General features: G+C 37.7%; 16 protein-coding genes. 7 read left to right on the top strand and 9 right to left on the bottom strand.

Features of this window, described 5'->3' with window-relative positions; genetic code table 11:
- Positions 1-3: 3 nt before the first annotated feature.
- The 4 genes from KO505_RS03075 (at position 4) to KO505_RS03060 (ending at position 2,615) form a co-directional block, all read left to right on the top strand.
- A complete protein-coding gene (locus KO505_RS03075) occupies positions 4-567 on the top strand; it encodes a hypothetical protein (RefSeq protein ID WP_216053981.1) in 564 nt (187 codons plus the stop codon).
- An 8-nt stretch (positions 568-575) separates the two neighbouring features.
- On the top strand, positions 576-1,676 hold the full coding sequence (locus KO505_RS03070) for a glycosyltransferase (RefSeq protein WP_216053980.1): 1,101 nt from the start codon (positions 576-578) through the stop codon (positions 1,674-1,676).
- Positions 1,677-1,761: 85 nt separating this feature from the next.
- Positions 1,762-2,196, top strand: coding sequence for a YeeE/YedE family protein (locus tag KO505_RS03065; RefSeq protein ID WP_216053979.1), 435 nt, complete (start codon positions 1,762-1,764; stop codon positions 2,194-2,196).
- Positions 2,196-2,615: a DUF6691 family protein gene (locus KO505_RS03060; RefSeq protein WP_216053978.1), complete on the top strand. Its 420-nt coding sequence runs from the start codon at positions 2,196-2,198 to the stop codon at positions 2,613-2,615. The genes KO505_RS03065 and KO505_RS03060 overlap by 1 nt, the downstream gene beginning before the upstream one ends.
- An 11-nt stretch (positions 2,616-2,626) precedes the next feature.
- Here KO505_RS03060 and radC read toward each other — a convergent pair whose 3' ends face one another.
- Positions 2,627-3,301, bottom strand: a complete 675-nt coding sequence (gene radC / locus KO505_RS03055; protein WP_216053977.1) for a DNA repair protein RadC — start codon at positions 3,299-3,301, stop codon at positions 2,627-2,629.
- Between the two features lie 149 nt (positions 3,302-3,450).
- On the opposite strand from radC, the gene coaBC reads away from it, so the two are divergent.
- Entirely contained in the window at positions 3,451-4,674 is a 1,224-nt protein-coding gene (coaBC, locus tag KO505_RS03050) for a bifunctional phosphopantothenoylcysteine decarboxylase/phosphopantothenate--cysteine ligase CoaBC (RefSeq protein WP_216053976.1), read from the top strand.
- A 23-nt stretch (positions 4,675-4,697) separates the two neighbouring features.
- Positions 4,698-5,282: a nucleoid occlusion factor SlmA gene (slmA, locus tag KO505_RS03045; protein WP_216053975.1), complete on the top strand. Its 585-nt coding sequence runs from the start codon at positions 4,698-4,700 to the stop codon at positions 5,280-5,282.
- Positions 5,283-5,350: 68 nt separating this feature from the next.
- On the opposite strand, the gene KO505_RS03040 is transcribed toward slmA, so the two are convergent.
- The 7 genes from KO505_RS03040 to metB form a co-directional block, all read right to left on the bottom strand.
- A complete protein-coding gene (locus tag KO505_RS03040) occupies positions 5,351-6,043 on the bottom strand; it encodes a tRNA (guanosine(46)-N(7))-methyltransferase TrmB (protein WP_216053974.1) in 693 nt (230 codons plus the stop codon).
- 79 nt (positions 6,044-6,122) lie between these two features.
- Positions 6,123-6,704: an alkylphosphonate utilization protein gene (locus KO505_RS03035; protein ID WP_216053973.1), complete on the bottom strand. Its 582-nt coding sequence runs from the start codon at positions 6,702-6,704 to the stop codon at positions 6,123-6,125.
- Between the two features lie 123 nt (positions 6,705-6,827).
- Positions 6,828-7,145, bottom strand: coding sequence for a DUF5665 domain-containing protein (locus KO505_RS03030; protein ID WP_216053972.1), 318 nt, complete (start codon positions 7,143-7,145; stop codon positions 6,828-6,830).
- A 7-nt stretch (positions 7,146-7,152) separates the two neighbouring features.
- Entirely contained in the window at positions 7,153-8,001 is an 849-nt protein-coding gene (locus KO505_RS03025) for an HDOD domain-containing protein (RefSeq protein ID WP_216053971.1), read from the bottom strand.
- Between the two features lie 167 nt (positions 8,002-8,168).
- Complete coding sequence (metF, locus tag KO505_RS03020) at positions 8,169-9,056, bottom strand: methylenetetrahydrofolate reductase (protein WP_216053970.1); 888 nt, start codon at positions 9,054-9,056, stop codon at positions 8,169-8,171.
- A gap of 14 nt (positions 9,057-9,070) precedes the next feature.
- A complete protein-coding gene (locus tag KO505_RS03015; protein WP_216053969.1) occupies positions 9,071-10,213 on the bottom strand; it encodes a hypothetical protein in 1,143 nt (380 codons plus the stop codon).
- Between the two features lie 36 nt (positions 10,214-10,249).
- Positions 10,250-11,506: a cystathionine gamma-synthase gene (gene metB / locus KO505_RS03010; RefSeq protein WP_371819944.1), complete on the bottom strand. Its 1,257-nt coding sequence runs from the start codon at positions 11,504-11,506 to the stop codon at positions 10,250-10,252.
- Between the two features lie 214 nt (positions 11,507-11,720).
- On the opposite strand from metB, the gene metJ reads away from it, so the two are divergent.
- Positions 11,721-12,038: a met regulon transcriptional regulator MetJ gene (metJ, locus tag KO505_RS03005; protein ID WP_216053967.1), complete on the top strand. Its 318-nt coding sequence runs from the start codon at positions 11,721-11,723 to the stop codon at positions 12,036-12,038.
- A 94-nt stretch (positions 12,039-12,132) separates the two neighbouring features.
- Here metJ and KO505_RS03000 read toward each other — a convergent pair whose 3' ends face one another.
- Positions 12,133-13,350, bottom strand: coding sequence for a malic enzyme-like NAD(P)-binding protein (locus KO505_RS03000; RefSeq protein ID WP_216053966.1), 1,218 nt, complete (start codon positions 13,348-13,350; stop codon positions 12,133-12,135).
- Positions 13,351-13,498: the final 148 nt, after the last annotated feature.

Here is a 13,498-nt window from a genome sequence, read left to right as displayed (position 1 = left end):
ACAATGAACAAAATACTTATAATCATACATCTCGTTGCATTTCTTTTTACTGCCAATAGTTTTAGTGCTGACTCATATCAACTTAGATTAGATGCAGGAGCTAATATTTTTTTTGGTCGGTTATATGAAGCCATTAATGAACCAATACCTGAGTATGAATCAGCAAAACTGGGCCAATATTTAGCGATTGCCGTACATAAACCTATTTCAGATACAAGCTCCATAGGTACAAGGTTAGATATACAGAACTTTAATGATCATGTTTTATTAAGTGTCAGAGCGATTGATTATCAATACTCATTATCAAAATCATTCACCACTAATATTTTTCTTGGGGCTGCTCGTTATCAATTTAGAACCCCAGCCTATGGTTATAGTGCTGGGATTGGCATGTTATACCAACCTAATGAGTGGGGTAACTGGGGGTTACAAACGGAATTCCAGTACTTTGATATGTTAGCAAGAGATAAGTTAACTGCAGAAGACCCTACAGGTGCAGAGTATAATGGACTTGATTCATTTACCTATTTTCAAGCCATTTCTATCGGCGTAAATTACTATTTTTAGGCAATATGATGAGTAAAAATATAGCGATATTTATTGATAGTCTTGGTGGTGGTGGTGCTGAAAAAGTCATGTTGACTTTAGCTATAGGACTACAAAACGTAGGTAATAACGTTCACTTCTTTTTACTTGAGCCCCGTATCGAATACGATTCACCGGCTGAGTTCCCAGTCCATATCCTATATAACGATATCAAGCACAGAAAAAGTACGAATTGGCTAAATATAAAACAAACGGCGAGAGATATGCAGACTCTCGTTAATGAAGTCTCAGCTCATTCCGGTTCATTTGACTTACACCTAGTCAACTTAGACCCTAGCAGTAAAGTATTATCTCGTTGTCATTTCGTAAATACATTTTATGTCCTTCATAATGCAATGGCACAAGAGCTAAAACGCGAAGCCCGACTAGGGCCTTTAAAGTATTGGCGTAAATTGAGAGAGAAAAAAAGCTACAACAATAAAAATTTGATAGCAGTGTCGGAAGGTGTCAAAAATGAAGCACTCTCAAAACAATACATAACCCCCAAATCTGTGGTTAGAATCTATAATCCAACTGATATCACAACAGTTCAAGAGTTAGCAACTGTATTAAATCCCGATATTCCTGAAGAGCCATACTTAATTCATGCAGGAAGAGTTGTTAAACAAAAACGACATGACATATTGTTTCAAGCGCTCGCCTTAGTGCCCGACATTAAACTTGTATTACTTTGTAAATATGACAAAAAAGCCCGAAAACTTGCTGCAAAATATGGCGTAGAACACCGAATTATCACCCCTGGTTTTCAAGAAAATCCTTATAATTGGCTTGCTAAGGCCCAGCTATTAATTTCAAGTTCTGAATTTGAGGGATTGGGCATGAATATTATTGATAGTCTGATTTGCCAAACTCCCGTTGTCAGCACAAATTGTGATTATGGTCCAAGTGAGATCTTAATTGGCGAACAAGCCGACTTCCTAACTCCAGTAAATGACCCAGAAACTCTTGCTATTAAAATTATACAAGCGCTAGAAACCCCACCCAAAATCGACCTATTACATATTAAACAAAACTTCTCAGTGGAAGCCGCAGTGGAGCATTACCTAAAATTAGCCCAGCAAAAACCTTAGTTATATATCCTTTAACTTAGATATAAGACCAGTATGTTAGTAGCTGCTAAAATACGTTTTTATAATTTATGCTAGGTACTAACACATGGTTGAATTGACCTTCTCTGACTTTACGTTAGCCATAATTGGCGGCTGTTTTATTGGTGTGTCTGCTGTATTAATGCTGTTATTTGTTGGGCGAATCGCTGGCATCTGTGGTATTACTTTTTCATTATTAGATCCTAATCAGGTCAAAAAACCTTGGCGTTGGATATTCTTACTTGGCTTAATACTTGGCCCAATGCTCGTGCATCATGTATACAATTTACCAATTCCTGAAGCGCCAACTGACAATTTGCCTTTATTGATCATTGCCGGTCTTATTACTGGTTTTGGTACCAAGTTGGGTAATGGCTGTACAAGTGGTCATGGCGTCTGTGGCATTGCTCGGTTTTCTACCCGCTCAATAGTCGCGACTATCACTTTTATGTTATTTGGCTTTATTTCCGTATTTTTACTTAAACAAGTAGGGGGATTCTAATGACTAAATTAGCAGAATATTTAATCGTATTGTTAGCAGGATTATTGTTTGGTATTGGACTGGCCTTGTCAGGTATGAACGACACCAAAATAGTACAAGGCTTTTTAGATATATTTGGTTTATGGGACAGTCGTCTTATATTTGTGATGTTAGGAGCTTTGATTGTCACTATTGTAGTTTTTCCTTTGATATTAAAACGCAAACAGCCATTATTTGATTCGTCATTTCATTTACCAACGTTTATAAAAATTGATCGGAAACTAGTTATCGGCTCGGCTATGTTTGGTATTGGTTGGGGATTAGTTGGTTATTGTCCAGGCCCAGCTATTGCCTCAATAAGCTATGGTTATTGTCAAACCATAGTCTTTATTGTCAGTATGTTAGCGGGGGCGTTTATTTGTAGTAAAACAACCGATTAACACACTTACTGTTATAACAAGCCACGCTCGGCAAAACTAACAACCTGATCATAACCCACCACAAAATGATCCAATGTTCTCACATCGATTAGGGTTAATGCTTGTTTTAACTTGTTGGTCAGGTTGATGTCCGCATGGCTAGGCTCCGATATACCCGACGGATGATTATGGGCGAATATTACAGCCGCTGTTTTGTGCTTTATAACCGAATCTATTACGACTCTAGGGTACACGGCGGCAGAATCAATGGTTCCGGTAAACAAAACTTCATCGTTAATGACTCTGTGTTGATTATCCAAGTGAATAAGTAAAAATTTCTCGTATGTTTCATCTCTTAATAACTGGTGTAAATAGGTTTTAACCGCTCCCGGCGAATCTAATACATTTTCCCTAAACATAGATTCTTGAAAATACCGTTTGGACATTTCTAATACAGCTTGTAATTGAGCATATTTGGCCTCGCCCATACCTTTCGTTTGGCAAAAAGAAATGACATCCGCGTTAAACAATCTATTTAGCGAACCAAAGTGATCCAGCAGATGAGTGGCCAACTTAACCACGTCCATCCCAGCGGTGCCGGTACGCAAAAATATCGCTAACAATTCCGCATCAGTTAACGATGTTGCGCCTTTTGTTAATAGTTTTTCTCGAGGTTTTAAATGTTCCGGCCAATCGTTTAGTGACATACTGCCTCCGTGCAATAATAAATTGATTGCTTTTAAGCAAGATTATTTAGTTTAAGAATGGTTTCCGTTGCTGAAAACCGTTAAGGTATAGGCCTAAAAATTATAGTGTTCGTTTTCATTTTTACCAATTTTGGCTACAAGATATGACCATGCTGTTACAAGACCATTCCAATAAAAACATTTTGCTCATTATTACCGGCGGAATTGCCGCTTATAAAATGCCTGAATTTGTTCGCCGTGTTAAAGAACAAGGTGCTAACGTCAAAGTAGTCATGACATCCGGTGCTAAGGCGTTTATTACTCCATTAACATTACAAGCGGTAAGTGGTGAGCCGGTAGCAGAGGATTTATTAGATCCTCAAGCGGAAGCTTCTATGGGCCACATCGAGTTTGCAAAATGGGCCGACCTAGTAGTGGTTGCCCCAGCGACGGCAGACATTATTGCGAAAATGGCAGCTGGATTAGCCAATGACTTAGCCACAACTTTATTATTAGCGACCCCAGCTCCGGTAATTGTATGCCCTGCGATGAATCAACAAATGTTTGCTCACCCAGCAACACAGGATAACTTAAAATTATTAACACAACGTGGTGTTACATTATGTGGGCCGGCAAGTGGTGAACAAGCTTGTGGTGATGTAGGTTTAGGACGTATGGTTGAACCTGCAGAAATAGTTGCAACTTGTGTGCAACACTTCGACAATCTATTGGACACTGCATTGCCAATTTGGCAAGGTAAGACAATTACCATTACGGCAGGCCCTACTCGTGAAGGTATAGATCCTGTTAGATATATATCCAATCACTCTAGCGGTAAAATGGGCTTTGCTATTGCTCAAGCTGCGGCTCAGTTAGGCGCTAAAGTTAATTTGATTTCTGGTCCTGTAAATCTAACTACACCAAATAATGTTTCAAGAACAGATGTAGTAAGTGCGTGCGACATGCACCTAGCCAGTCTTAATCTAGCAACTCAATCTGATGTGTTTATTGCTTGTGCCGCTGTAGCTGATTATCGCCCAGATAACCTCGCGACACAGAAGATAAAAAAAGATAATGATGTCATGCAGATCACCATGACCAAAAATCCAGATATTGTAAAAGATGTCGCCGCTTTAACAGAAAATAGACCGTTTGTTGTTGGTTTTGCGGCTGAAACCCAAGATGTTGAACAATATGCAAAATCAAAAATGTTACGAAAAAATTTGGATATGATTTGTGCAAATGACGTATCAGTTTCAGGTCAAGGCTTTAATTCTGATCAAAATGCGCTTAAAGTATACTGGGATGATGGAAGTAAGGACTTACCTCTTGAGAACAAAAATGTTTTAGCTAAACATTTGTTGTCATTAATTCATCAAACATATAACCGCTAAAACTTTAAATTTCGAGGAAAGTTATGCCAGCAGGTAAAAAAGGAAACCGTAAAGAGCAAATATTACAATGCCTTGCGGAAATGTTGGAAAGTCATTCAGGTCAAAGGATCACAACGGCTAAATTAGCTGAAAAAGTAGGTGTGTCTGAAGCAGCTTTATATCGTCATTTTCCTAGTAAAGCGAGAATGTATGAAGGTTTAATCGAGTTCATCGAAGGCACATTGTTATCCCGCATCAATATAATATTAGAAAAAGATAAATCTACCGAAGGTCGTATTTCTAATATTATGAAGCTGATTTTAGGTTTTGCCGAAATGAACCGAGGTATTACCGCCATACTCACCGGTGATGCATTAATGGGTGAACACGATCGGTTAAGAGAGCGTGTTGCCGCACTGTTTGAAAAACTTGAGACTCAATTTAAACAGGTATTACGTGAACGTAAATTACGTGAAGGTAAAAACTTCCCTATCGATGAAGCTGCCCTTGCTAATATGTTATTAGCTTATACCGAAGGTAAGATGAATCAGTTTGTCCGTTCAGGCTTTACTCGAAGCCCAATGGAAGGATTTGATGCACAGTGGAAAGGCTGGCAACTGTTCTGGTAAAAAAAGACATCAACAACATAAGCTCTTATCTAACAGAGCTTATGTTGTCATATTTAAATTCGTAAAACTTAACTCTTCAAATTATTAAAAGTTACATTCAACTCAGTGCTTTTTTGACCACTCGCCCAATATTTTCGTTCAAATGGCGTCATCGCTGTATCACGTTTATAATCAGATATTTCAGCTTTCACATTCATATGTGTCAACGCTTGAGTAAACTCTTCAATATATATAGCCCAGTTACTTCTCACCGTTAACTTTTCACTTAATTGAGGTATGTATTTAAATACGGGGGCTCCGTGCCAACGTCTTTGTAGGTGTTTGCTTTTAGGCCACGGATTTGGATATAAAATATAGTGGTGTGAAATTGGCCAATCTGCCTCTGCAATTAAACGCCATAAATCATTTAAATCACCACGGATCAAAATAAAATTATCTATTTTTTGTTGGTGATGGTGTTCGTACTTTTCTATCCTGTGTTCAGATTTATCGATACCAATAACCAAAGCATCAGGATTATTAACCGCTAAATGATAAGTACTTTCACCCACTCCACAGCACGAATCTAAAATAATTGTGCCTTTTGAGTTAGATAACAAGAACACAGAAACTCGCATCTTTATTTGCTCAAAACCTGACAGTGAATGGGGAGCATATGGTTTTTTAAAATCTGAGCTTAAGTGTTTTTTTACAACTTTATCAAGATCATCGTGAACGCCTAATTGATTTGACGTAATACTTCTGGAGTTACCTTCAATCATAATGATCTCTGTGGGGTTAACTGGTTATTGTATATGAGGCCTCTAGGTGGATAATTATTCCACCCAGAGTAATATGGATTTAAACTTTTTTAACGAACTTAGTTAAAATAACTATTTTTTGACCATTCACACGCCCTTCAACATGTTCAGGGTTTGAAGTTAAAGAAATTCCACGAACCGTTGTGCCTTGTTTTGCGGTAAAACCAGCACCTTTAACTTGAAGGTCTTTGATCAGGTATACATTATCACCCGCTGACAATTTTACACCGTTTGAATCAAATGCTTCAGCATCATCTTCTGACAATAAATGTGCAACACCTGACTCTGCCCATGCTTTAGCATCGTCTTCCATGTACATCATATCTAACAAGTCTTGAGCCCAGGTTTCACCGGCTTTAGTCAACACAGTTAGCTGCTGCCATGATAATACTTGAACCGCAGGTGTCGTGCTCCACATACTGTCATTTAAACAGCGCCAATGTGTTATATTTAAAGGCTCATCGCCATTCAATTGTGAAACACAAGTACTACAGACTAAAACACAATGATCTGAATTTGAGGCATCTTTTGGTGCAACAGGTTGAACTGTTAATCCATCCTTAGCGCCACATAATTCGCACACATCATTACTTCTTTGTTTTAATGTAGTTTCAATCGTCATTGATATTCCTTAGAGTGAATATAACTGGATAAAGTACCCACTTATTTTGTGCGGGATTATGCCTATTATTAGCCTAAATTTAAAGTACCACGTTACTTTTAGGCTAATTTAATTCCGTTATATTTAATCTGTCGTTGGGGTTTTCACTACATCAATGATGGCTGACACCCACTCTCCAATATAAGGAATAAACTCAAACTGAGCCAAAACATACACTAACGCGGATAACACAACCGTAGCCCCTAAGACACTGCCTAAACCAAATGCAACGCCTTTCAACAAATGAAACCACAACAACTGAGGAATTGAGTTGTATGCCTTTATTAACTTGTGATGGTTTAACTTTTCGAGTTGATGATTAATTTTCTGAGTTTGCGCAATAACCTCATCCATACGTTCAAGGTTATTATCTATTTTATCGATTTCTGTGTTTTCTTTCATATCCAATTTAATTTCCAATGACTAACTCAATAGCGTCTTCTTTTATATCGTTGTATTCATAATTAGTGATACCAAGAACATCTAATACCGCCTCTTTCAAATATACCCAATCTGGTGCTGCTACATATCGTCTTTCGGTATGTACAATATTTTCAGCCATTTTCAAGATTGAAAAGGTCATTTGCTCTATCGATGATTCTTTTTTATCTAAGAAAGTTAGATCATGGTGTCGTAAAATTAAGGTACAAAGCTCTTTTGGTAGATTCCAACCGCTTGCTAAAAAATACCCAACAATCGCGTGATTGGTTTGGAAATACTTTTCTTCCAACTCCACCAGCGAATGATCATAATTTTTGTTGGACTCAACAAGTACATGAATGTAATTTTGAAACTTCATCGCCATTAGTGGCACGCCAGCATCATGAAACAAGCCTAATGTGTATAAACTTTCAACTGGCACTTTAGTTTTAATTTGGCTACCTATGAATAAGGCAACTTGTGCAATCTCTTCTGATGTATCCCAAAAACGCTCTAAACTAATTGAGCTTTTTCCTGCAAAAGATTGTTTTAACTTAATCCCTTGTACTAATCCATATATACGGTCAAAGCCCAGAAACATAACGGCTTGATTTATATTTGACACTGTACGAGCAATCCCAAATATGGGGGAGTTGATCAATTTGAGCACCGCTGCAGATATCGAAATATCTTTAGCTATGATATTACCCATCTCAACCAAAGATGGCTCTTCTTGCTGCATTAATGCATTTAGCTCAGTTAATAACTCTGGGCGAGGCGGTATCACAAATAGTTTTGTTATTTGCGATACATATTGATCATCTAACGTAATCGCCATTATTAATTCCTTATAAGCTATATTGCATATAAATATCGGCAGTAAAACCTTATAACAAATAAGAGGAGTATTAAATAACAATTATCAGAAAGGAGAACTCAGGAAATATTGAAGGTGCTTAGCGAATAAAACTAAGAAAGGCTAAGCACCCTAGTGATTTATGGAAGTTACTTTGGACGCACACCTAACATGTGGCAAATGGCATAACTTAATTCACTACGATTAAGTGTATAAAAATGGAAATCCGTTACCCCTTCTTTTGATAATACTTTAACCATGTCCATTGCGATAGAAGCGCCGACCATATTACGTGTTGTAGGGTCATTGTCTAAACCTTGGAATGAGTCATGGATCCAATTTGGCACATGAACATTGGTTAATCCAGCAAAGCGTTTTAACGTATTAAAATTAGTTACCGGTAATATCCCAGGAATAATATCCGCTTCAATACCAGCTGCCGCACAACGGTCTCTAAATCGTAAATAAGAGTCCACATCAAAAAAGAATTGAGTGATAGCACGGTTAGCGCCAGCATCAATTTTACGTTTTAAATTAATAAGGTCAGCCTGTGCGTTGCGCGCATCAGGATGCACTTCTGGATACGCCGCAACGGATATATCAAAATCAGCAACTGATTTTAATAAAGTGACCAAATCAGAAGCATACATGTGAGGTTTTGCTGAATTATCAGGTAAATCACCGCGTAAGGCGACAATGTGACGCACATCATGTTCCCAATAATCTTTAGCAACTTGTATAAGTTCTTCTTTACTGGCATCGATACAAGTTAAATGAGCAGCCGTTGATAGATTGGTATCTTTTTGAATGCGTTTTATCACATCATGCGTTCTATCGCGGGTTCCAGAACCTGCACCATAAGTAACCGAAACAAACTTAGGGTTTAAAGGTGTTAAGCGCTCAATTGAATTCCAAAGTGTTGTTTCCATCTCTTCTGAGTTTGGTGGAAAAAACTCGAATGAAACATCAATTTTACCTTTAATATCTAGTAGGTTGTTGTTTATAGACTCTAAGTGCTGTGCTCGCTGAAAACTCATGTTGTGCTCTCTAATTATTTTTTATTGTTGGCTATCTCATTGGCGACGGCCAATTGAGTTACAAATTTGTTTAAATCAATATTCACTGCTGTTGCGGTTATGATTGCACCCGCCCCCGGACCTCTAATGATCAATGGGTTGTCGTTATAAAAATCAGTTTTCAGAGTAAATACATTATCAGTAGGTGATAACTGAGTTACGGCATTCGCTGCTGGTAATGCCGTTAATTCTACTGATGGAAATGCAACTTTATCGACAAAAGATACTTTTGCTTCGTATACTAATTTACTGCTTTTTTGCTCTGCGTCTGCAAATTTTTGCGACATATATAAATCAATTTTATCTTTCTTATCCCAAAAATCAGCCACACTTCCCTGTAATAGTTCTTGCGGTAGTAAAGGCTGAACAGCAATATCATCTAAATTAATAATATAACCCGCTAACCTGGATAAAATTAATAATTTCTTTTGTACATCTGCACCGGATAAATCTTCTCTTGGGTCTGGCTCGGTAAACCCAGCATCTTTAGCTTGTTTAACTAACTCAGTGAAACTTTGCTTTCCGTCATAATTGACTAATAAATAAGATAAACTTCCTGAAAAAACGCCATTTATTGATAACACTCTATCGCCAGATTGAATTAATTCAACCAAGCTAGATTGCACAGGCAATGCAGCACCTACCGTAGCATTTATTCCCCAATAACAACCATTACTTTTTAACAAGCTCACTAATCGTTTATAACGCTCAGATGACACCGACATTGGAATTTTATTGGCCGATATAATATTCCAGCCTAATGACGCAAACTCAGGATAACTATGAGTAACTTGTTGACTAGCGGTAACATCAATCACTAGAACATTATCTAATTTCGCTTGTTCAACTTGCTCAATTAACCCAGCTAAATTATTTACAGTTGAATCTTCAGCAAAATTATTAAATTGATTTGATGTTAACCCTTCAAAGTTAACTATCGCTCGAGTTGAATTGGCAACGACAATCAGTTTAACCTCTACAGTTTGCGCAAAACGTGCTTTTTGTTCACTAAACAAAGATAACCACGCATTGCCCACGTTCCCCTTACCAAGCAATATAATATTCACTTCTGCCATGCTTGATTTACTCACGCCGCTATCTTTTATTTTCAGAGTCATTTATACCGTTCCGTTCCCTATTAATAAAACCTATAGTTACCACAATGCTGCTAAAGCAGGACTTAATCGGCAAGTGGCGATGGTTTCAAGTTCTATTGACGTTTCATTTTCAGAACAAAATGCGGAAGCAACTTTTAAACTATTTAACGAGTCTAATGCTTGCACTAAATCGTTGATTAAGTCTTGTTTAGCTTCTATCCCCACCGACAACCTAATTAATTGTGGGGTAATACCCGCTTCTTTTTGTGCTTCCGCGTCCATAGCTGCATGTGTCATGTTAGCTGGATGACAAATTAAACTTTCTGTGCCACCTAATGATTCAGCAAGAGTAAATAAATTTAACTTTTTCACAAATGCATCAATTTGACTGTCATCTGCATTTATTTCAAAACTCACCATGCCACCATGCTGTTTATGTTGGCGAAGTGCTAATTGATGATCTGGGTGCTGAGGTAGCCCCGGGTAGTTAACGCTCGTTACATTTTTGTGCGCTAATAAGGTCTCCGCAATAGCAAGTGCATTTTCACTATGCTGCTTTATTCGGATCGGTAAGGTTCTGATACCACGTAAAATCAAATAGCTATCAAATGGCGCTCCGGTTACGCCAGTATTATTGGCCCACCAACTAATTTGTTCGTGTGTCTCTTCATCCGCTGAAATAACTGCGCCAGAAATAACATCACTGTGACCATTGAGATATTTAGTACAAGAATGAACAACTATATCAGCCCCTAACGCAATTGGTGATTGCCCTAGTGGAGATAAAAAGGTGTTATCTACAACAACTTTTGCATTAACTTGTTTTGCTACTTGGCAAAACTGTTTAATATCAGTTAAACGTAATAATGGATTACTTGGGGTTTCTAACCAGATCATTTGAGGTTTTGTTTGAAGTAACTGTTTCTCAATGTCTTCTGCGTAAAAGTCCAGCCAAACTAAATTAAATCCACCGCGTTTAGCTAAACTGGTAAATAATCGATGAGTTCCACCATAACAATCTTTAGGAGCCACTAGTGTGTCGTTAGGCGTGAGTAACTGTAAAACCAAATTAATAGCAGCCATGCCTGAAGATGTAACGACTGCACCTTTACCACGCTCTAATTCTGCAAGTGCTTGGGCTAATAGATCTCTAGTTGGATTACCACCACGACTATAATCAAAATTTGGTTTGTTAGTAATCGTGTCAAATTCGAAGTTGGTTGCCAAATAAATAGGGGCAACAACTGAATTGTGACTTTGGTCAGAATTTAAACCGGATTGCACTGCAATTGTTTCAGCATCAAGGTTATTTATTGACTGGTTTGACATATCACCCTCGGACATTTACACGTTTAGATGGCTAAACTATAAACTGATTATTAGTATTGTCAACCATCTAGACGTCTAAACTTTTAGAAAGCGATAATTTGACTAAATAAATAAATTCAATACAATTTCACAGTCTCAAAAATTTAGTACCTGGTTGTTAATAATATTAATAGCTGGATTCACAACAAATAGGTTTGTTATGGCAAAGTGGAACGGTGAGTATATTCACCCATATGCAGAACATGGGAAAAAATCTGAGCAAGTAAAAAAGATCACAGTATCTATACCGCTCAATGTTTTAAAGGTGTTGACCGACGAACGAACTCGCCGTCAAGTGCAAAATCTGCGACACGCTACAAATAGTGAATTACTGTGTGAAGCATTTTTACATGCATTTACAGGTCAACCATTACCAGCAGATAATGACTTAGCGAAAGAAAATCCTGAGCAGATCCCAGAAGAAGTAAGAAACATTCTTATTAAAATGGGTAAAGAAATACCAACTATTGAAGAATAAAATAAATTAATTTTCATTTTTATTTAATTTTTCAAATAAAAAACGCAGCCTCATTAAGCTGCGTTTTTTTATTGCTCTAATAAATTAGGTTAAATCAAATCCTTGAAACCCCAGATTTAATTGCTGCATCAGCAACGGCTTTTGAAACCTTTTCTAGTAAACGAGGATCCATTGGTTTTGGGATTATGTAATCTGCACCAAAATGTAATTCGCTAACATTGGCCGCTTTTAATACACTCTCAGGCACCGGCTCTTTCGCTAATTGTCTAATCGCTTCGACTGCCGCAATTTTCATCTCGTCATTTATCACCGTTGCCCTAACATCGAGCGCTCCACGAAATATAAACGGAAAACATAAAACATTATTAACTTGATTTGGATAATCTGAACGGCCTGTTGCCATAATTAAATCGTCGCGAACAGACATAGCTAATTCAGGCTGAATTTCTGGGTCAGGATTAGAACACGCAAAAACAACAGGATTTGGGGCCATCAACTTTAACGCTTCCGCGGTTAATAGATTGGCACCTGACACACCAACAAATATATCAGCGCCTGTGATTGCTTCTTCTAATGTGCGTTTGTCCGTATTATTAGCAAAACGCATTTTATATTCATTCAAATCATCGCGACGAGTGTGAATGACACCTTGACGGTCTAACATGTATATTCGCTCTCGTTGCGCACCACATTTAATCAACAACTCCATACACGCGATAGCTGCTGCACCTGCACCAAGACATACAATAGTACAATCGTGCAAAGCCTTGCCTTGAATCTCCAACGCATTTAACATACCAGCGGATGTAACGATTGCAGTTCCATGTTGGTCATCATGAAACACAGGAATGTTGCAACGGCTGATTAATTCTTTTTCAATTTCAAAACATTCTGGGGCTTTGATATCCTCTAAATTAATTCCGCCAAACGAATCGGCAATACTGGCAACTGTATTAATAAACTCATCGGTCGTATTGTGGGTAACTTCAATATCAAACGAATCAATATTAGCGAAACGTTTAAACAATAATGCTTTACCTTCCATTACCGGTTTTGAAGCTAACGGTCCAAGATTACCTAAGCCCAGGATGGCAGTGCCATTACTGATCACGGCAACTGTATTTCCTTTGGCTGTATATTTATAAGCATTATCTGGATCTAGCGCTATTTCTCTTACTGGTTCAGCAACCCCTGGACTATAAGCGAGTGATAAATCATCAACGGTCTCTGCCGACGTGGTTAAAGCTACTTCTATTTTCCCCGGCTTTGGATATTGGTGATATTCCAAAGCTCGTTTTTTTAAATCAGACATTTAGTTACTTCCTGATATTTAGCTATTAACAGCAATAAAGTGGGCTCTTGAGTGCAATTGATAGCTAAAACTCAGCTACTTATTTAAACAATCAAGAGACTGTATATTAGAGTTAATGTACTACTAAAGTCTTAGATAAAAAACCACA

The sequence above is a fragment of the Psychrosphaera sp. F3M07 genome, from assembly GCF_018860345.1.
Taxonomy (GTDB): Bacteria; Pseudomonadota; Gammaproteobacteria; order Enterobacterales; family Alteromonadaceae; genus Psychrosphaera; species Psychrosphaera aquimarina.
This window is presented reverse-complemented; position numbering and strand designations above follow the sequence as displayed.

Coding starts and splice junctions, on each gene's coding strand:
- radC (WP_216053977.1), bottom strand. CDS start 3,301: ATGTCACTAAACGATTGGCCGGAACATTTAAAACCTCGAGAAAAACTA.
- slmA (WP_216053975.1), top strand. CDS start 4,698: ATGCCAGCAGGTAAAAAAGGAAACCGTAAAGAGCAAATATTACAATGC.
- KO505_RS03040 (WP_216053974.1), bottom strand. CDS start 6,043: ATGATTGAAGGTAACTCCAGAAGTATTACGTCAAATCAATTAGGCGTT.
- KO505_RS03070 (WP_216053980.1), top strand. CDS start 576: ATGAGTAAAAATATAGCGATATTTATTGATAGTCTTGGTGGTGGTGGT.
- KO505_RS03060 (WP_216053978.1), top strand. CDS start 2,196: ATGACTAAATTAGCAGAATATTTAATCGTATTGTTAGCAGGATTATTG.
- KO505_RS03075 (WP_216053981.1), top strand. CDS start 4: ATGAACAAAATACTTATAATCATACATCTCGTTGCATTTCTTTTTACT.
- metJ (WP_216053967.1), top strand. CDS start 11,721: ATGGCAAAGTGGAACGGTGAGTATATTCACCCATATGCAGAACATGGG.
- KO505_RS03065 (WP_216053979.1), top strand. CDS start 1,762: ATGGTTGAATTGACCTTCTCTGACTTTACGTTAGCCATAATTGGCGGC.
- KO505_RS03030 (WP_216053972.1), bottom strand. CDS start 7,145: ATGAAAGAAAACACAGAAATCGATAAAATAGATAATAACCTTGAACGT.
- KO505_RS03035 (WP_216053973.1), bottom strand. CDS start 6,704: ATGACGATTGAAACTACATTAAAACAAAGAAGTAATGATGTGTGCGAA.
- coaBC (WP_216053976.1), top strand. CDS start 3,451: ATGCTGTTACAAGACCATTCCAATAAAAACATTTTGCTCATTATTACC.
- metF (WP_216053970.1), bottom strand. CDS start 9,056: ATGAGTTTTCAGCGAGCACAGCACTTAGAGTCTATAAACAACAACCTA.
- KO505_RS03025 (WP_216053971.1), bottom strand. CDS start 8,001: ATGGCGATTACGTTAGATGATCAATATGTATCGCAAATAACAAAACTA.
- KO505_RS03015 (WP_216053969.1), bottom strand. CDS start 10,213: ATGACTCTGAAAATAAAAGATAGCGGCGTGAGTAAATCAAGCATGGCA.
- KO505_RS03000 (WP_216053966.1), bottom strand. CDS start 13,350: ATGTCTGATTTAAAAAAACGAGCTTTGGAATATCACCAATATCCAAAG.